Genomic DNA, 16,736 nt, shown 5'->3' on the forward strand with positions numbered 1-16,736 from the left:
CTCACTCTGGTGCGCGCTGCACCAAGTTGGTTGCCCACTCCCCGATCTGGCCCGCTTCCCGAAGCTTGCCGGAGACGAACTCCGCGAATGCCGCTGCGGCCGTCGCCAGCACCCGTTCGCGCAGCGCCACCAGCACCAGCCTGCCGGCCGGCAGCCGGCGCTCGTCGATGGGGATGGCGACGGCCCCCGCCGAAGGGCCGGCCCCGATCTCGATCTGGAAACTCACGCCGCCGGCCTCGCGCGCATAGCCGCGCATCATCTCGTAGGAGTTGGACACCAGCGGAGGATGCGGCTGCTCCGGGGATTGCTCGAACAGATCCTCCAGCACGCCGCGCCCCGACAGGCTGCCGTCCGGCAGGGCCAGGGGATAGGCCAGGCAATCCTTGAGCCGCACGCTCGCGCGCCCTGCCAGGGGATGGTCCGGCGCCACCATCGCGCAGGTGCGCTGGCGCGCCTGTGCCAGCACCGTCAGGCCGCGCAGTTCGGGGGGATTGAAGATCAGCCCCAGATCGGCCTCGAAGTCGGTGACGGCATCGACGGCCCGTTCCCGGTCGAGCACCTTGACGTCGAAGGCAATGCCCGGCCGCAGCGTCTGGAACTCGTGGATGGCCTGCGGCAGGAAGGCGGGCGCCAGCGCCTGGCTGGCGGCCAGCGTGACGCGGCCGCGCCGCACGCCGCCGAGCTCCTCGATCTGCGAGCGCACCTGCTCCAGATCGGCCTTGCGCCGGCGCGCATAGCCAATGAACAGCTCGCCGGCCGGCGTCAGGCGCACGCCGCGCGGCAACCGCTCGAAGATCGGCGTGCCCAGCTCCTCCTCGAGGTCCTGGATGCGCCGGTTGATGGCGGAGGAGGCGACATGGAGCTTCTCGGCGGCGCCGCGGATGGAGCCGCAGCGCGCGACGGCATCGACATAGTGAAGAAAGCGCAGGTGTTGCATGCGCATGCACTGCAAGACCGATGCCAGAACGGCAGCGCACGGGGTGCAAAAAGGCCTCGGTCGAGAGCGCTGGATGGCATGGCGCTTGCATACAAGACGGCAACGGGCACCGCTCCAGCCCCTCGACCAATGAAAGACCAACGAACATGCATCACGTCGACGTCATCCGCATTCCCAGCCGCAGCCCGGGCGACATCTCCGGCCTCGAGGCGCTGATCGCCTCGGGCCGGGTGGCCGCGAGCGACATCGTCGCGGTCATGGGCAAGACCGAGGGCAACGGCTGCGTCAACGATTACACGCGCGAGTACGCCACCAGCTCGCTGGCGGCCTGCCTGGGCCGGCACCTGCAGCTTTCGCCCGCCGAAGTGGAACAGCGCGTGGCCTTTGTCATGTCGGGTGGCACCGAGGGCGTGCTGTCGCCGCACCACACGGTCTTCGCGCGGCGCCCGGCGCAGGGCACGCCTGTCGCCGGCGCCAAGCGGCTGACTCTGGGCATTGCCTTCACGCGCGACTTCCTGCCCGAGGAAATCGGCCGCCGCGCGCAGATCGAGGAGACCGCCGACGCGGTGCGCCAGGCGATGCGCGACGCGGGCATCGAGTCCACCGGGGACCTGCATTTCGTGCAGGTGAAATGCCCGCTGCTGACCTCCGCCAAGATCGCCGAAGCGCGCGCGCGCGGCTGCGAGCCGGTCACGGCCGACACCTATGAATCGATGGGCTACTCGCGCGGCGCCAGCGCGCTGGGCATTGCGCTGGCCACCGGCGAGGCGGATGCGGCGGCCCTCGCCGACGAAGCCGTGCTGCACGACTGGAGCCTGTCCTCGGGCGTGGCCTCGGCATCCGCCGGCATCGAGGTGGAGCACAACGTCGTCATCGCCATCGGCATGAGCGCCCGGGCCACCAGCGAGCTGGTCATCGCCCACGACGTGATGGCCGACGCCATCGATGCGCAGGCCGTGCAGCGCACGCTGCAGGCCCTGGGCCTGGAGGGCGCCGAAGGGCTCGAGCGCATCGTGAATGTCTTCTGTAAGGCCGAAGCCAGTCCCGACGGGCTGGTGCGCGGCATGCGCCACACCATGCTGGTCGATTCGGACATCAACTCGACGCGCCACGCGCGCGCCGTGACGGGCGCCGTCGTCGCCTCGGTGGTCGGACACGGCATGGTCTACGTTTCCGGCGGCGCCGAGCACCAGGGGCCGGCCGGTGGCGGCCCGGTCGCCATCATCGCCCGCGCCTGACGCATCACAGGGAGCACCAGACATGGAAGAACAGGAAATCCTCACCTACGTGAAAGCCGCGGCGCCGGCGCTGGGCCTGACGCTGGATGCGCAGCGCGCGGCCGCCGTCGCGCAGCATTTCGGCCGCACCGTGGCGATGGCCCGGCTGCTGGAGCAGGCGCAGCTGGCGCCCGAAGACGAGCTGGCCGAGATCTACTGCCCGGCGCCCTTTCCCGTCAAGGAGGCACAGGCATGAATACGACCACCATCCTGCGCGCAGTTGCCACCGGCGAACGCAGCGCCCGCGAGGTGTGCGACGAAGCCCTGGCGCATATCGAGGCCAGCGATGGCGCCATCAATGCCTTCACCGAGATCACGGCCGAACGCGCGCGCGCCGAGGCCGATGCCGTGGATGCGCGCCGCGCGCGCGGCGAATCCCTGCCGCCGCTGGCCGGCCTGCCCTATGCCGTGAAGAATCTCTTCGACATCGAAGGCCTCACGACCCTGGCCGGCTCCAAGGTCAACCAGGGGCTGCCCGCGGCGCATGAGGATGCGGTGCTGGTGCAGCGCCTGCAGTCGGCCGGCGCGGTGCTGGTCGGCGCGCTCAACATGGACGAGTACGCCTACGGTTTCACGACCGAGAACACGCACTACGGCCCGACGCGCAATCCGCGCGACACCACGCGCATCGCCGGCGGCTCCTCGGGCGGCTCCGGGGCCGCGGTGGCGGCGCGCCAGGTGCCGCTGACGCTGGGCTCCGACACCAACGGCTCGATCCGCGTGCCCGCGTCGCTGTGCGGCGCCTGGGGGCTCAAGCCCACCTTCGGGCGGCTTTCGCGCCGTGGCACCTATCCCTTCGTGCACAGCATCGACCATCTCGGCCCGATCGCGGACAGCGTGCAGGGCCTGGCGCTGGCCTATGACGCGATGCAGGGGCCCGATGCGCTCGATCCGGGCTGCCATGCGCTGCGCGTGCAGGCCGCGCTGCCCAGCCTGCGGCAGGGTGCGGGCGGCCTGCGCATCGGCGTGCTGGGCGGGTACTTCCGCGATTTCGCCAGCGCCCCGGCGCGTGCCGCGGTGGACCTGGCCGCACGCACGTTGGGAGCGCATGACGAGGTGCTGTGGCCGGATGCGGCTCTCGCGCGCGCCGCGGCATTCATCGTCACGGCCAGCGAGGGCGGCAGCCTGCATCTGGACGATCTGCGCAGCCGTCCGCAGGATTTCGAGCCCCTGTCGGTGGACCGCTTCATCTCGGGCCTGCTGCAGCCGGCGGACTGGTACCTGCGCGCGCAGCGCTTTCGGCGCGCCTACCGCGACAAGGTCAACGCGCTGTTCCAGGACTGGGATGTGCTGATCGCGCCGGCCACGCCGGTCAGCGCCCCGACCATCGGCAGCGAATGGATAGAGATCAATGGCACGTCCCACCTCTGCCGCCCGGCCATGGGCCTGCTGACGCAGCCCATCTCCTTTGCCGGCTGCCCGGTGGTGGCCGCGCCCCTGTGGCCCGAAGGCACGGGCGGCATGCCGATCGGCGTGCAGCTCATCGCCGCGCCGTGGAACGAGGCGCTGTGCCTGCGCGCCGCGCGCATTCTGGAGGAAGCGGGCACGGCCCGCATGGAGCAATGATGGAACCGATGCAGATCAACCTTCCCGATGTCCTGGCCGAGGTGACGGCCGCGTTCGCGCGCTACGAACGGGCGCTGACATCCAACGACGTGTCCGTGCTCGACGAGCTGTTCTGGCAAAGCCCGCACACGCTGCGCTATGGCGCGACCGAGAACCTGTATGGCTACGAGGCCATCGCCGGCTTCCGCGCCGGTCGGCCCTCGAGCGGACTGGAGCGCGAAGTGCTGAAGACGGTCATCACGACCTATGGACGGGACTGCGCCACGGCCAATATCGAGTTCCGCCGCACCGGCAGCGCCAGCACCGGCCGCCAGAGCCAGACCTGGCTGCGCATGCCCGAAGGCTGGCGCGTGGTGGCGGCGCATGTCAGCCTGCTGGCCCCGCCGGCTGCCTGAGGGCCATTGCGGCGCTGTCGGCGCCTGCCCTGCGCGCGATGCCCTGCACCCTGGCCTGGACTGTGCCAACATAGGCGGCCCCAACCCAAGGTGAATCCGTGCCGCCGCCATGAAGATCCAGCTGCTTTCCGACCTGCACCTCGAAGCCGATCCCAGTTTCCAGGCCGAGCCCGCGCCCGGCGCCGATGTGCTGGTGCTGGCCGGCGATATCGGCTCCTACCAGCAGGGCGGCAAGCTGACCGAGGAGGACTTCGGCCTGGCGCGCTTTTCGCCGCTGCCGCAGCATGCCGGCTGGCCCTGCCCGGTGATCTTCGTGCCCGGCAACCACGAATACGACATGCAGGACTTCGACGCCGCGCATGCGCGCCTGCGCGAGGCCTGCGACCGGCTGGGCCTGATCTGGCTGGAGCGCGAGAGCGTGGTGCTGGACGGCGTGCGCTTCGTGGGCACCACGCTGTGGACCGACTACGACGCGATCGCGCTGCAGGACGCCAAGGTGCAGGCCGGCGACCTGGGCGCGCTGCTGCGCCTGCGCGAGAAGGCCTTCCGCGCGGCCAATTTCTACCTGCGCAAGACCGGCGGCACGCGCCATGGCGAGGCCTTCCTGGCCGAGCCCATGCGCGCGCAGGCGCTGCAATGCCAGCAATGGCTGCGCGAAGCGCTGGCCCAAGCCTTCGACGGCCCCACCGTGGCCGTGACGCATTTCGCGCCCAGCCTGCACAGTGCCGATCCGCGCTATGGGCTGATTCCGGGCACGGCGGGTTTCTGCAACGCTTTGGATGATCTGTTTGCCCAGGCGCAGCTGTGGCTGCACGGCCATCTGCATGCGCCCAGCGACTACACCGTGCGCGGCGCGCGCGCCGACGGCCAGCCCTGGCAGTGCCGGGTCGTGGCCAATCCGCTGGGCTATGCGCGCAAGGGCGAACAGGCTTTTTTCCGGCCGCGCGCCTGCATCGACTTATGATGGCCTTACCGCCCGCGCGCCCCGCGCGCCGGGCGGCTTGCTGGCTGCGGTCTCCAAAAAACACGACCTACATCAAGACGCGCAACTTCTGCTGGCACCAATCCGATCCAAAACATCAGGAGGAACCTATGAAGATATTGCTTGCTGTCGACGGCAGCGCCTACACCCAGAAGATGCTCAGCTACCTGGTCTCGCACGCCGAGCTGCTGGCGCCCACGCACCAGTACACGGCCTTGACGGTGGAAGGCGCGCTGCCTCCCCGCGCCCGCAGCGTGCTGTCCAAGGAAGACCTCGAACTGTATTACCGCGAGGAAGCCGACAAGATCCTGAACCCGGTGCGCGACTTCCTGGCGCAGCACGGCGTGCAGGCCAACGGCATGGCCAGCGTCGGCCCGGTGGGCGAGACCATCGCCAAGATAGCCGAAGATGGCCAGTACGACCTGCTGGTCATGGGCACCCACGGCCACGGCGCTTTGGGCAAGCTGGTGATGGGCTCGGTCAGCACCCAGGTGCTGGCGCACAGCACCGTGCCGGTGCTGCTGGTGCGCTAAGCGCCCGCTCTTGGCCTGCTGCAGGCCAGAAAGCAAGGCCGGAGCCTGTCTCCGGCCTTTTTTTGCGCTCGAAGCGGGTTCAACCACGCAAAGAAGCCGGTTTGGCCCCCATGGGACAATCCCCCCATGTCCTCCCCCATCGCCGTCATCGACTTCGAAACCACCGGCATGACCCCCGGCCAGGGCGCCCGTGCCACCGAGGTGGCGATCGTGCTGCTCGAGGACGGCCAGGTCGTGGACCGGTTCCAGAGTCTGATGCGCACCGGGGTGTGGATTCCCCCGTTCATCACCCGGCTCACGGGCATCACCAATGCGATGGTGGCCGCGGCGCCGGCGGCCGAGGAGGTGATGCGCGATGCCGCGCGCTTTGTCGGCGCCGCGCCGATGGTGGCGCACAACGCCGCATTCGACCGCAGGTTCTGGGAGGCCGAACTGGCCCAAGCGGGCCTTCAGGCGCCGCAGCCCTTTGCCTGCACCGTGCTGCTGTCGCGGCGGCTGTACCCCGAGGCGCCCAGCCACAAGCTGGGCAATATCGTCGACCACCTGGGCCTGCCGCGCGCCGGGCGCGCCCACCGTGCGCTGGCGGATGCGGAGATGGCCGCGAGCCTGCTGGCGCGCATGCAGCACGACCTGCGGCTGCGCTGGGGCCTCGGCCAGACCGGGCATGGCGTGCTGTCGACGCTGCAGCGCTGCCCCAAGGGCCAGATGGCGCGCCTGCTGGCGCAACAGGCGGCGCAGTACCCGCTGACCCGTGACCTGTTCGGCCGCGATGGCGAGCTTCTTCCCCAGGATGCGGCGGTTGATCCGGCTCGGCCCATAATAGGCCCCTCCCTCCCGTGACCGCTGCCCGTGAACTCGCCTCTATCCCCCTCCGCCGTGGCCCAGCCACCGATCTTCACCCCGCATGATTTCCGCAAGGCGCTGGGCCAGTTCGCGACCGGCGTGACCATCGTGACCGCGCTCGATGCCCTGGGCCAGCCCGTGGGCGTCACGGTGAGCTCCTTCAATTCGGTGTCGCTGCATCCGCCGCTGGTGCTGTGGAGCATGGCCAACAGCGCGGCGTCGCTGCCGGTGTTCATGGCCGGCACGCACTACGCGGTGCATGTGCTGGGCGCCGAGCAGAAGGAGCTGGCAATGCGCTTCGCCACCAAGGGCATCGACCGCTGGGCCGGCGTGGCGCACCAGCCCGGCCACAGCGGCGTGCCGCTGCTGGACGGCGCGGTGGCGACCTTCGAATGCTTCAACCGCAGCCGCTACCAGGAAGGCGACCATGTGATCTTCGTGGGGGAAGTGGAGCGGTGCGGGTACCGCAATGAGGCGGCGCCGCTGATCTATCACGATGGAAGGATGAGGTAGGGCGCCTGCGGGGGATACCGAGACCGTCAATTGAAGACGGCCGGAGTTTATCTGTAGCGCAGGCCCTTCATCCTTCGCCGGGGCCGCTCAGGCAAGCTCAGGACGAACGGAGGAGTTGGGACGCGTCGCGCCTAACCCGTTCGCCCTGAGCCTGTCTGGGCGGCCCCGTCGAAGGTGAACGGCCAATGTCAAGAAAAGGGCGCAACTTGCAACGCCCTGCCACACGCTTTTGACGAGCGCGCGGGTCCTGGTTATTTCACCGCTTCCGGCAACTCGATCTTCACTTCGAGCACTTCCAGATTGTCCTGCCGCTCCAGCTGCACCTTGATGTCGTTCGGATGGATCGACACATACTTGGAGATCACCGCCATCAGCTCGCGCTGCAGTTCCGGCAGGTAGTCGTGCTGGCTGCGGCCGCCGCCGACGCGCTCGTGGGCCAGGATGATCTGCAGGCGTTCCTTCGCGACCGAAGCCGACTTCTTTTTTTCACCCAGTAGAAAAGACAGCATCGACATCTCTTACCTCCCCCCGAAGATGCGTTTGAAGAAACCTGGTTTTTGCACATCGATGAAGCGCATGGGCTTTGCCTCGCCCAGAAAGCGGTCGATCACGTCCTTGTAGGCCTCGGACACGTCGGTATTCGCCATGTGCACCGCCGGAATGCCCTGGTTGGAGGCCAGCAGCACGGTTTCCGATTCGGGGATGACGCCGATCAGCTCGATGCGCAGGATGTCCTGGATGTCCTCGAGCGACAGCATCTGGCCGTCCTCGACGCGGTTCGGGTTGTAGCGTGTGATCAGCAGGTGTTCCTTGATCGGCTCGCTGCCCTCGATGGCGCGCTTGGTCTTGGAGCTGAGCATGCCCAGGATGCGGTCGGAGTCGCGCACCGAGGAGACCTCGGGGTTGGTCACCACCAGCGCCTCGTCGGCGAAGTGCATGGCCATCAGCGCGCCGCTCTCGATGCCGGCGGGCGAGTCGCAGACGATGTAGTCGAAGCCCATCTCGCCCAGGTCCTTGAGGATCTTCTCGACGCCGTCCTGCGTCAGCGCGTCCTTGTCGCGCGTCTGCGAGGCGGCCAGCACGAACAGGTTGTCGCACTGCTTGTCCTTGATCAGCGCCTGGTGCAGGTTGGCTTCGCCCTGGATCACGTTGATCAGGTCATACACCACGCGGCGTTCGCAGCCCATGATCAGATCCAGGTTGCGCAGCCCGACGTCGAAGTCGATGACGGCGGTCTTGTGGCCCCGCAGGGCGAGGCCGGAGGCAAAGCTGGCGCTGGTGGTGGTCTTTCCCACTCCACCTTTGCCCGAGGTCACGACGACGATTTTGGCCATGTTTGCACTGTTCCTTAAAGACGAAGCTCAATGTGGGGAAGCCGGGGCTCCCGCCCGTTCACGCATTACATCGGCTCGACGATGATTTTCTCGCCGTCGAGCCGGACCTGGGCCGGCTTGCCGACCACCTCCGGCGGCAGCTCGGTATCGGTGGTGCGGTACATGCCGGCAATGGACAGCAGCTGCGGCTCCATGCAGGTGCTGAAGATGCGCGCCGAGGTATTGCCACGCGCTCCCGCGATGGCGCGGCCGCGCAGCGGCGCATACACATGCACGTTGCCGTCGGCGATCACCTCGGCACCATAACTGACGACGGCCAGAACCACCAGATCGGTTCCCCGGGCATAGACCTGCTGGCCCGAGCGCAGCGGCTTGTCGATGACCATCGCGCCGGCCATGGGCACGGGCACCTCGCGCACGACCTCGACTTCGACCTCGCGGATCACCTCGTGCACCTCGACCGCCGGCGCCGCGCGCGCGGCCTGGGCGTCGGGCGCCGAGCACAGGCCGGCGGCCAGCGCGTCGCGGGTCTGCGCCTCGCTGCCGCCGCGCACCGCCACCGGCTGGGTGCGGTGCGCCTCGAGCAGCGCGATCAGCGCCGTGAAGTCGATGGGTTGCTCGGACTCCCTGACCTGGGACAGGTCGATGAGCACCGGGTCGTTGTCGAAGAAATCGGGATCGTCCGCCAGACGCTGCGCCAGATCGGCCGCAACCAGCTGGATGTCCGTATCCTTGAGCGCGACAGCCACGACGTGCAGCTGCGCGCTCTTGAGGTCAAAACTGGAGCGGGCGGTGCCCGTCGAATCAGCGGCCATGAAGGGTTTGCGGTAGGAAGGTCGGAAACCAGGCCGGGGCCTGGTTGGACGAAGCCGAAGTGTACCCTGGGGCTGCGGGCCGCAGTCTGCGTGTGTCGGCGGAGATACAGGTCCTCACATCTGGGCCGACTCCGCCGCGCTCCTCTGCGCCGCCTGGCGCCGCTGCGCCAGCGCCTCGTACCAGCCCAGGCACCCGGGGTTGGCCATGGTGTCCTTGTTGACGACCTGCGCCAGCGGCTTGCCCAGCAGCAGCTGCTTGATCGGCAGCTCCTGCTTCTTGCCGCTGAGGGTGCGCGGCACCTCGGCCACCCGGTGGATCTCGTCGGGCACGAAGCGCGGCGACACACCAAGGCGGATTGCCGCGTTGATGCGTGCGCGCAGGGCCGTGTCCAGCTCCACGCCCGGGCGCAGCACGACGAACAGCGGCATGTGGCTTTCGCGCCCCAGGTATTCGAGATCGACGACCAGGCTGTCGAGCACCTCGGGCAGGGCCTCGACCGCGCGGTAGATCTCGCTGGTGCCCATGCGCAGGCCATGGCGGTTGATGGTGGCGTCGCTGCGGCCATAGATGATGCAGCCGCCTTCGGGCGTGATGCGGATCCAGTCGCCATGGCGCCAGACGGCGCCGGCCTCGGGCCCGGTGTCGCCGCCGCCCGGCCGCCGGCCCCGCCCCGGCGGGAAATGCTCGAAGTAGCTGGAGCGATAACGCTTGCCGCCTTCATCGCCCCAGAAATACAGCGGCATCGACGGCAGCGGCTGGGTGCACACCAGCTCGCCCACCTCGTCGATGACCGGGCGGCCCTGGTCGTCCCAGGACTCGACGGCCGCGCCCAGCTGGCGGCATTGCATCACGCCCGGCACCTGCGGCAGCTCGCGGTGGCCGCCCAGGAAGGCGCCGCAGAAATCGGTGCCGCCGGAGATATTGTTCCACCAGATGTCTTCTGCGGACGGCAGCCCCGGCTGCCCGCCGGCCTCGGCCTTGGCGCGCAGCGCGCGGAACTGGTCCGTGCCCCATTGCTGCACCTCGGCCGACAGCGGCGAGCCGGTCGAGCCCAGCGCGCGCACGCGCGACAGGTCGCCGCAGGCCGACAGATCCACGCCCGCCTTCATGCAGCTGGTGTAGAACGCCGCGCCCGCGCCAAAGCTGGTGATGCCGGTCTCGGCCGCGAAGCGCCACAGCACGCCCCAGTCGGGCTGCTCCTTGCTGCCGCCGGGGCTGCCGTCGAAGATCACGCAGGTGGTGCCGCCCAGCAGCCCCGCGGTCTGGGCGTTCCACATGACCCAGCCCGTGGAGCTGTACCAGTGGAAACGCTCGCCCCAGCTGTTGGGCTCCCAGCTGCAGCCCACGTCGTTGTGCAGGCCCTTGAGCTGCAGCGCCACCAGCACCATGCCGCCGTGGCCATGCACGATGGGCTTGGGCAGGCCGGTGGTGCCGCTGGAATACACGATCCACAGCGGATGCTCGAAAGGCAGCCACAGCGGCTCGAAGGCTGTGGTCGCGGCGTCGTCGCGCGCGGTGATGCGACCCCAGTGCGCGCAGTCGGCACGCTCCAGCGACAGGTCCAGGTTGTTGACCAGGATCACCTGCTCCAGGCTCGGCAGCTGCGCGCGCAGCTCGGCCACGACCGGCTGGCGGTCGAGATCGCGGCCGGCGTAGCGCACGCCATCGACGGCAATCAGCACCCTGGGCCCGACCTGGCGGAAGCGGTCCAGAACTGCCTGCGTGCCCATGTCGGGCGCGCAGATGCTCCAGACCGCGCCGATGCTGGCGCAGGCCAGCAGCGCCACCATGGCCTCGGGAATATTCGGCAGATAGGCGGCCACGCGGTCGCCGGGCCGCACGCCCTGCGCCTGCAGGTGCAGCGCCAGCGCGGCCGTCTGGCGGCGCAGCTCGGGCCAGCTCAGCTCGCGGTGCAGGCCGCGCTCGTTGCGGCTGATGACGGCCGGCATGCCTGCGGCGGCGGCGGCTTCGGTGTGGCGCATCACTTGCCGCGCGTAGTTGAGCTGCGCGCCCGGGAACCACTGCGCGCCGGGCATCACATTGCGCGCCAGCACTGCGCCGTGCGGAGTCGGCGACTGCAGGTCGTAGTACTCCCAGATGCTCTGCCAGAAGGCATCGAGCTCGGTGACGGACCAGCGCCACAGCGCGTCGTAGTCGGGAAATTCCAGGCCATGGCGCTGCGCAAGCCAGTCCTGGTAGCGGCGGATCTGCGGGATATAGGCGGGGATGGTGCTCATGGTTCAGACGTTAAGGCGCTGGGCGTATGGCAGGTTCAGGGTTAGCCCTGGAACTGCTGCCTTGGCGACAGGGATATTGGCGTCATCCTCCTACAACGTTCTGCGAATCTGTCCCCCATGCGGCGCCGAATATCTCTAACATCGCGCCAGTTTTGTTTGGAGAGAAGCAATGGGAATTTTCCACTGGACCGAAAAGTCCTCCGATGTGCTGCATTCCGGAGGCGTGATCGGCCCCGATGAGCGCCTGCCCTGGCCGCAGACCGGCCTGATGGGCATCCAGCACGTGATCGCGATGTTCGGCTCGACGGTGCTGGCGCCGATCCTCATGGGCTTCGATCCGAACCTGGCGGTGCTGATGAGCGGCATCGGCACGCTGATCTTCTTCCTGATCACCGGCGGCAAGGTGCCCAGCTACCTGGGCTCGTCGTTCGCGTTCATCGGCGTGGTGATCGCCGCCACCGGCTACGCGGGCCAGGGCGCGAACGCCAACATCGGCGTGGCGCTGGGCGGCATCATCGCCTGCGGCGCGGTCTACACGCTGATCGGCTTCATCGTGCAGTGGCTGGGCACGGGCTGGATCGAACGCTTCATGCCGCCCGTCGTGACCGGTGCCGTGGTCGCGGTCATCGGCTTGAACCTCGCGGGCATTCCCATCAAGAACATGGCCTCGAGCAACTTCGACAGCTGGATGCAGGCGCTGACCTTCGTCAGCGTCGGCCTGGTCGCGGTGCTCACCCGCGGCATGCTGCAGCGCCTGCTGATCCTGGTCGGCCTGATCATCTCCAGCATCTTCTATGCGCTGCTGACCAACGTCGCCGGCCTGGGCAAGCCCATCGACCTGTCGGGCGTGGCCAACGCCGCCTGGCTCGGCTTTCCGCAGTTCCATGCCCCGGTGTTCAGCGGCCCGGCCATGCTGCTGATCGTTCCCGTGGTGGTCATTCTCGTGGCCGAGAACCTGGGCCACATCAAGGCCGTCACCGCCATGACCGGCAAGAACATCGACCAGTACATGGGCCGCGCGTTCATCGGCGACGGCGTCGCCACCATGGTCAGCGGCGCGGGCGGCGGCACGGGCGTGACCACCTATGCCGAGAACATCGGCGTGATGGCGGCCACGCGCATCTACTCGACGGCGGTGTTCCTGTGCGCGGCGCTGCTGGCGGTGCTGCTGGGCTTCAGCCCCAAGTTCGGCGCGCTGATCCAGGCGATCCCGCTGCCGGTGATGGGCGGCGTGTCGATCGTGGTGTTCGGCCTGATCGCGGTGGCCGGCGCCAATATCTGGGTGCGCAACAAGGTCGACTTCTCGCAGAACAAGAACCTGATCGTCGCGGCGATCACGCTGATCCTGGGCACGGGGGAATTCACGCTCAAGTTCGGCGACTTCGCGCTGGGCGGCATCGGGACGGCGACGTTCGGGGCGATCATTCTTTATGCGCTGCTGGATCGCAAGCCGCGTTGAAGATGGAAGCAAGGGGAACCGTTCGTGGTGAGCTTGTCGAACCATGGACGGCCTGTCTTGAAAACTTGAATGCAGGCCGTCCATCCTTCGATCCTTCGACAAGCTCAGGATCAGGACGAATGGGGATACACAGGGGCCGCAAGGCCCCTTTTTCTCGTCTGGAACGGCTCCATGACGCCAGGCTGGGTACCTCGCACGGTTCCCAAAAGCGCATCCCGGCGCTGCTAACATCCGCCCCGCAAGCCACCGCGCCCGATTTGCTGGAGACAGGCGGTGGCGTTTTCTTGCGGAGCCTTTGATGTCCCTGATTGAGCGCGTACGGTATAGCGATTTCCACTCCCTGATCATGAGCGCCGAGGCGGCGGCCGCGCTGGTGCCCGCGGGCGCCAATGTGGGCATGAGCGGGTTCACCGGCGCGGGATATCCCAAGCTCCTGCCCCAGGCCCTGGCGGCGCGCGCGCGCGCCGAGCACGCGGCGGGCCGGCCGTTCAAGATCAGCGCCTGGACCGGTGCCTCCACGGCGCCCGAGATGGACGGCCTGCTGGCCGCGGCCGATGCCTACGAGAAGCGCCTGCCCTTCCAGAGCGACCCGCTCTGCCGCAACAAGATCAATGCCGGCGAGATGCACTTCGTCGACATGCACCTGTCGCATGTCGCCCAGCACGCGTGGTTCGGCTTCCTCGGCGAGATGAAGGTGGCGGTGATCGAGGTGCTGGGCGTGCTGCCCGACGGCCGGCTGATCCCGTCCACCGCCGTGGGCAACAACAAGACTTGGCTGGAGATCGCCGACAAGGTGATCCTGGAGGTCAACACCAAGCCCCCGCTGGCGATCGAGGGCATGCATGACATCTACTATGGCACCGCCATTCCGCCACGCCGCACGCCGATCCACATGACGCACGCGGCAGAGCGCATCGGCGAGGCCTATCTGCGCGTCGATCCGGCCAAGGTGATCGCGGTGGTGGAGACGCACCAGAGCGACCGCAACACGGCCTTTGCGCTGCCCGACACGGTGTCCACGCAGATCGCCACGCACATCATCGACTTCCTCGCGCACGAGATGCGCCACGGCCGGCTGCCCAAGGACATGCTGCCGATCCAGTCGGGCGTGGGCAACGTCGCCAACGCGGTACTCGCGGGGCTGCTCAATGGCCCCTTCGACAACCTGCTGGGCTTCACCGAAGTGCTGCAGGACGGCATGCTCGACCTGCTGCGCACCGGCAAGATGCGCCAGGCCTCGGCCACCGCGATCTCGCTGAGCAACGCCGCCTACGAGGAATTCGAGCGCAACATCGGCTTCTACCGCGAGCGCATCATCCTGCGCCCGCAGGAGATCAGCAACCACCCCGAGCTGGTGCGGCGCCTGGGCATCATTGCCATGAACTCGATGATCGAGGCCGACATCTACGGCAACATCAACTCGACCCACATCATGGGCTCGGGAATGATGAACGGCATCGGCGGCTCGGGCGACTTCGCGCGCAACGGCTATCTGTCGTTCTTCGTCACGCCGTCGGTGGCCAAGGACGGCCAGATCAGCTGCATCGTGCCGATGTGCTCGCATGTGGACCATACCGAGCACGACACGCAGATCATCGTCACCGAGCAGGGCCTGGCCGACCTGCGCGGTTTGTCGCCACGCGAGCGCGCGCAGGTGATCATCGACAAGTGCGCGCATCCGGACTTCCGCCCGATGCTGCAGGACTACTTCGACCGGGCGCGGCTGAAGGGGGCGCAGCATACGCCGCATATCCTGCGTGAGGCGTTGAGCTGGCACGAGCGCTTTCTGGAGACGGGGAGCATGCACGGGTGATCGAAGCGCTCCCTGATCCACGGCCCACTCCCTGAGCTTTAGGGGGCCGTTCATCCTTCGACAGGCTCAGGACGAACGGCAAAGACAGGCTCAGGACGAACGGCAAAGACAGGCTCAGGACGAACGGCAAAGACAGGCTCATCAAGAACGTTGGTCGAGGGCGCACCTTACGCGAACCGTTCGTCCTGAGCTCGTCGAAGGATGGACGGCCTGCCCTCGTGGAAAACAGCTGTCGCCTCCGTTGTGGCGCCTTCGCCGGCTTTAGGCATGATGCACCCATCGCATCCACCCTTCGAGCCGCCCATGCCCATCTGGAAAAAACCTATCACCGCCCAAGCCCTGAACCAGAGCAGCGCCAACACCGCCGTCAGCCATCTGGGCATCGAGATCACCGAGGTCGGTGACGATTTCATCACCGGCCGCGTGCCCGTGGACGCGCGCACCATGCAGCCCTTCGGGTTGCTGCACGGTGGCGTCAGCGTGGTGCTGGCCGAGACCCTGGGCTCGCTGGGCGCGTTCTACGCCAGCCCCGAGGGCCATACCGCGGTCGGCCTGGACATCAACGCCAACCACCTGCGCGCCGCGCGCAGCGGCTGGGTCACGGCTACCGCCAAGCCTGTGCACATAGGCCGCACGACGCAGGTCTGGCAGATCGACATGGTGAACGACGAAGGCCAGCTCACCTGCACCTCGCGCATCACCATGGCGATACTGGCGCCGCGCTGAGCGGCCCTGTCAGCGCGCCGTCTGCGTTGCCAGATGCCGCTGCAGCGCCTCGCGCGCACGCTGCGCATTGCTTGCATCCACGCGCTCCTGCAGCACCGCCGCGAGCTGCTGCAGCTGCGCCGCGGTGATGCCCACATTCATGCTGATGCGCATGTGCGACTGCAGCTGCGACTCGGCGCCGGGCAGCGCCGAGAGCATGCTGACAGTGGCCAGTTCGCGGCTTTGCCAGTCGAGGTTGTCGCGCTCGAAGATATCGCCAAACAAGTGCGTCTTGAGGTATTCATCGACGGCCGGCGCGAAGTCGAACAGTGCGCCCTTCACCGGGCCGCCCGAAAGTTTGGTCTGGTTGGCGGTGCCGGCTGCGTGCAGCGCATCGCCCTTGGGCGCCGGGCGGCCGGGCAGCGCGCCCGCGGGATCGGTGATGCCGCGCTGGCGGCGCGACTCCAGCACCTTCATCAGCTCGCCCAGCGCATTCAGGCTGCGCGGGAAACCGGCGTAGGCATAGAGCTGCACCAGGATTTCCTTGGCTTCGTTGACGCTCAGGCCGGCCGACAGGCCCTGCTCCAATGCCTTGTTGAGCCCTGCCATGTCGCCCGCGGCGGCAAACGCCGAGACCGGCACGATGGCCTGCTGGCGCGCATCGAGCGCGTTGGACGCGGCCTGGCGCGTCTGGACGGGCTGGGCGGTGTCGCTGGCAAACGCCGGCGCAGCGGTGGCCAGCGCGGTTGCGATCAGTGCCATGCGGATTGCCTTATTGGCCTTGGTATTGCGCATCGCTGACCTTCTCCATCCATTGAACGTTCTTGCCATCGGGCGTGGTGCCGGTCACCGCCAGGTGGGTCATCGCGGTATGGGGCGCGGCGCCATGCCAGTGCTTCACGCCCGGCGGGCACCACAGCACGTCGCCGGCGCGTATCTCCTGCACCGGCCCGCCCCATTCCTGGGTGCGGCCCACGCCCGAGGTGACCAGCAGGCGCTGGCCCCTGGGGTGGGTATGCCAGGCGGAACGCGCGCCGGGCTCGAAGGTGACCATGCCGCCCGAGGCATTGATGTCGCCATTGGCCGGCCACACGGGCTCGACGCGCACGCGCCCGGTGAAATATTGCGCCGGGCCGGCCACGGAGGGCTGGGCGCCGGCGCGTGTGATCTCCTGCGGCGCGTTGCTTTTTTCCTCGGCGGCACCGGCCGCGCCGGCCTGCATTGCCGCGGCGCACAGGGCGGCGTTCAAAAGGGTTTTCTTCATGAAGCGGGCGTGGAAAGTGAATGACCGGCCCACTGTAGAAGGCGCATCATCTGTTGAGAAGA

18 protein-coding genes are annotated in these 16,736 nt (G+C 68.1%); 11 read left to right on the forward strand and 7 right to left on the reverse strand.

The genetic code is table 11. The features are described 5' to 3' along the window. Position 1: 1 nt before the first annotated feature. The gene (locus tag M9799_RS08030) at positions 2–937 is read right to left on the reverse strand and encodes a LysR family transcriptional regulator (RefSeq protein ID WP_250621334.1); all 936 of its coding nucleotides are present in this window, start codon (positions 935–937) and stop codon (positions 2–4) included. A gap of 146 nt (positions 938–1,083) precedes the next feature. Here M9799_RS08030 and atzD point away from each other — a divergent pair, with 146 nt between their 5' ends. The 8 genes from atzD to M9799_RS08070 all read left to right on the forward strand — a co-directional run bounded on the left by atzD (position 1,084) and on the right by M9799_RS08070 (position 7,046). Continuing rightward, entirely contained in the window at positions 1,084–2,175 is a 1,092-nt protein-coding gene (atzD, locus tag M9799_RS08035; protein WP_231042957.1) for a cyanuric acid amidohydrolase, read from the forward strand. Between the two features lie 22 nt (positions 2,176–2,197). Beyond that, positions 2,198–2,410 (forward strand): DUF4089 domain-containing protein, encoded by a 213-nt coding sequence (locus M9799_RS08040; protein ID WP_231042956.1) that lies wholly within the window; start codon positions 2,198–2,200, stop codon positions 2,408–2,410. Then, entirely contained in the window at positions 2,407–3,780 is a 1,374-nt protein-coding gene (locus M9799_RS08045; protein WP_231042955.1) for an AtzE family amidohydrolase, read from the forward strand. Before M9799_RS08040 ends, M9799_RS08045 begins: the two co-directional genes overlap by 4 nt. An 8-nt stretch (positions 3,781–3,788) precedes the next feature. Then, entirely contained in the window at positions 3,789–4,175 is a 387-nt protein-coding gene (gene hpxZ, locus M9799_RS08050; protein ID WP_231043241.1) for an oxalurate catabolism protein HpxZ, read from the forward strand. Positions 4,176–4,284: 109 nt separating this feature from the next. Beyond that, positions 4,285–5,139: a metallophosphoesterase gene (locus tag M9799_RS08055; protein WP_231042954.1), complete on the forward strand. Its 855-nt coding sequence runs from the start codon at positions 4,285–4,287 to the stop codon at positions 5,137–5,139. Positions 5,140–5,267: 128 nt separating this feature from the next. Further along, positions 5,268–5,690 carry a universal stress protein gene (locus M9799_RS08060; RefSeq protein WP_231042953.1) on the forward strand — a complete coding sequence of 141 codons (423 nt, stop codon included), beginning with the start codon at positions 5,268–5,270 and terminating at the stop codon, positions 5,688–5,690. 126 nt (positions 5,691–5,816) lie between these two features. After that, positions 5,817–6,530: a 3'-5' exonuclease gene (locus M9799_RS08065; protein ID WP_231042952.1), complete on the forward strand. Its 714-nt coding sequence runs from the start codon at positions 5,817–5,819 to the stop codon at positions 6,528–6,530. 9 nt (positions 6,531–6,539) lie between these two features. Further along, entirely contained in the window at positions 6,540–7,046 is a 507-nt protein-coding gene (locus M9799_RS08070) for a flavin reductase family protein (RefSeq protein ID WP_231042951.1), read from the forward strand. 251 nt (positions 7,047–7,297) lie between these two features. On the opposite strand, the gene minE is transcribed toward M9799_RS08070, so the two are convergent. The 4 genes from minE to M9799_RS08090 form a co-directional block, all read right to left on the reverse strand. Continuing rightward, complete coding sequence (gene minE / locus M9799_RS08075; RefSeq protein ID WP_175505582.1) at positions 7,298–7,561, reverse strand: cell division topological specificity factor MinE; 264 nt, start codon at positions 7,559–7,561, stop codon at positions 7,298–7,300. Positions 7,562–7,564: 3 nt separating this feature from the next. Continuing rightward, positions 7,565–8,380 carry a septum site-determining protein MinD gene (minD, locus tag M9799_RS08080; protein ID WP_231042950.1) on the reverse strand — a complete coding sequence of 272 codons (816 nt, stop codon included), beginning with the start codon at positions 8,378–8,380 and terminating at the stop codon, positions 7,565–7,567. Between the two features lie 65 nt (positions 8,381–8,445). Then, positions 8,446–9,195 (reverse strand): septum site-determining protein MinC, encoded by a 750-nt coding sequence (minC, locus tag M9799_RS08085; RefSeq protein WP_231042949.1) that lies wholly within the window; start codon positions 9,193–9,195, stop codon positions 8,446–8,448. 114 nt (positions 9,196–9,309) lie between these two features. Next, entirely contained in the window at positions 9,310–11,433 is a 2,124-nt protein-coding gene (locus M9799_RS08090) for an acetoacetate--CoA ligase (protein WP_231042948.1), read from the reverse strand. Between the two features lie 169 nt (positions 11,434–11,602). Here M9799_RS08090 and M9799_RS08095 point away from each other — a divergent pair, with 169 nt between their 5' ends. From M9799_RS08095 to M9799_RS08105, 3 genes are all read left to right on the forward strand, one after another. Then, entirely contained in the window at positions 11,603–12,892 is a 1,290-nt protein-coding gene (locus M9799_RS08095; protein ID WP_231042947.1) for a solute carrier family 23 protein, read from the forward strand. A 298-nt stretch (positions 12,893–13,190) separates the two neighbouring features. After that, positions 13,191–14,705, forward strand: coding sequence for an acetyl-CoA hydrolase/transferase family protein (locus M9799_RS08100; protein ID WP_231042946.1), 1,515 nt, complete (start codon positions 13,191–13,193; stop codon positions 14,703–14,705). Positions 14,706–15,008: 303 nt separating this feature from the next. Beyond that, positions 15,009–15,431: a hotdog fold thioesterase gene (locus M9799_RS08105; RefSeq protein ID WP_231042945.1), complete on the forward strand. Its 423-nt coding sequence runs from the start codon at positions 15,009–15,011 to the stop codon at positions 15,429–15,431. A gap of 9 nt (positions 15,432–15,440) precedes the next feature. Here M9799_RS08105 and M9799_RS08110 read toward each other — a convergent pair whose 3' ends face one another. Together M9799_RS08110 and M9799_RS08115 are read right to left on the reverse strand one after the other, a co-directional pair. Further along, on the reverse strand, positions 15,441–16,172 hold the full coding sequence (locus M9799_RS08110) for a carboxymuconolactone decarboxylase family protein (RefSeq protein WP_231042944.1): 732 nt from the start codon (positions 16,170–16,172) through the stop codon (positions 15,441–15,443). Between the two features lie 10 nt (positions 16,173–16,182). Continuing rightward, entirely contained in the window at positions 16,183–16,674 is a 492-nt protein-coding gene (locus tag M9799_RS08115) for a (R)-mandelonitrile lyase (protein ID WP_231042943.1), read from the reverse strand. Positions 16,675–16,736: the final 62 nt, after the last annotated feature.

This window comes from Comamonas endophytica (genome assembly GCF_023634805.2).
GTDB classification, from domain to species: domain Bacteria; phylum Pseudomonadota; class Gammaproteobacteria; order Burkholderiales; family Burkholderiaceae_C; genus Comamonas; species Comamonas endophytica.

Bases quoted from the DNA above. Each gene is read 5' to 3' on its own strand.
- minD (WP_231042950.1), bottom strand. From the start codon at position 8,380: ATGGCCAAAATCGTCGTCGTGACCTCGGGCAAAGGTGGAGTGGGAAAG.
- minE (WP_175505582.1), bottom strand. From the start codon at position 7,561: ATGTCGATGCTGTCTTTTCTACTGGGTGAAAAAAAGAAGTCGGCTTCG.
- M9799_RS08055 (WP_231042954.1), top strand. From the start codon at position 4,285: ATGAAGATCCAGCTGCTTTCCGACCTGCACCTCGAAGCCGATCCCAGT.
- M9799_RS08040 (WP_231042956.1), top strand. From the start codon at position 2,198: ATGGAAGAACAGGAAATCCTCACCTACGTGAAAGCCGCGGCGCCGGCG.
- M9799_RS08045 (WP_231042955.1), top strand. From the start codon at position 2,407: ATGAATACGACCACCATCCTGCGCGCAGTTGCCACCGGCGAACGCAGC.
- hpxZ (WP_231043241.1), top strand. From the start codon at position 3,789: ATGCAGATCAACCTTCCCGATGTCCTGGCCGAGGTGACGGCCGCGTTC.
- M9799_RS08100 (WP_231042946.1), top strand. From the start codon at position 13,191: ATGTCCCTGATTGAGCGCGTACGGTATAGCGATTTCCACTCCCTGATC.
- minC (WP_231042949.1), bottom strand. From the start codon at position 9,195: ATGGCCGCTGATTCGACGGGCACCGCCCGCTCCAGTTTTGACCTCAAG.
- M9799_RS08090 (WP_231042948.1), bottom strand. From the start codon at position 11,433: ATGAGCACCATCCCCGCCTATATCCCGCAGATCCGCCGCTACCAGGAC.
- M9799_RS08065 (WP_231042952.1), top strand. From the start codon at position 5,817: ATGTCCTCCCCCATCGCCGTCATCGACTTCGAAACCACCGGCATGACC.
- M9799_RS08115 (WP_231042943.1), bottom strand. From the start codon at position 16,674: ATGAAGAAAACCCTTTTGAACGCCGCCCTGTGCGCCGCGGCAATGCAG.
- M9799_RS08030 (WP_250621334.1), bottom strand. From the start codon at position 937: ATGCAACACCTGCGCTTTCTTCACTATGTCGATGCCGTCGCGCGCTGC.
- M9799_RS08105 (WP_231042945.1), top strand. From the start codon at position 15,009: ATGCCCATCTGGAAAAAACCTATCACCGCCCAAGCCCTGAACCAGAGC.
- M9799_RS08095 (WP_231042947.1), top strand. From the start codon at position 11,603: ATGGGAATTTTCCACTGGACCGAAAAGTCCTCCGATGTGCTGCATTCC.
- atzD (WP_231042957.1), top strand. From the start codon at position 1,084: ATGCATCACGTCGACGTCATCCGCATTCCCAGCCGCAGCCCGGGCGAC.
- M9799_RS08060 (WP_231042953.1), top strand. From the start codon at position 5,268: ATGAAGATATTGCTTGCTGTCGACGGCAGCGCCTACACCCAGAAGATG.
- M9799_RS08110 (WP_231042944.1), bottom strand. From the start codon at position 16,172: ATGGCACTGATCGCAACCGCGCTGGCCACCGCTGCGCCGGCGTTTGCC.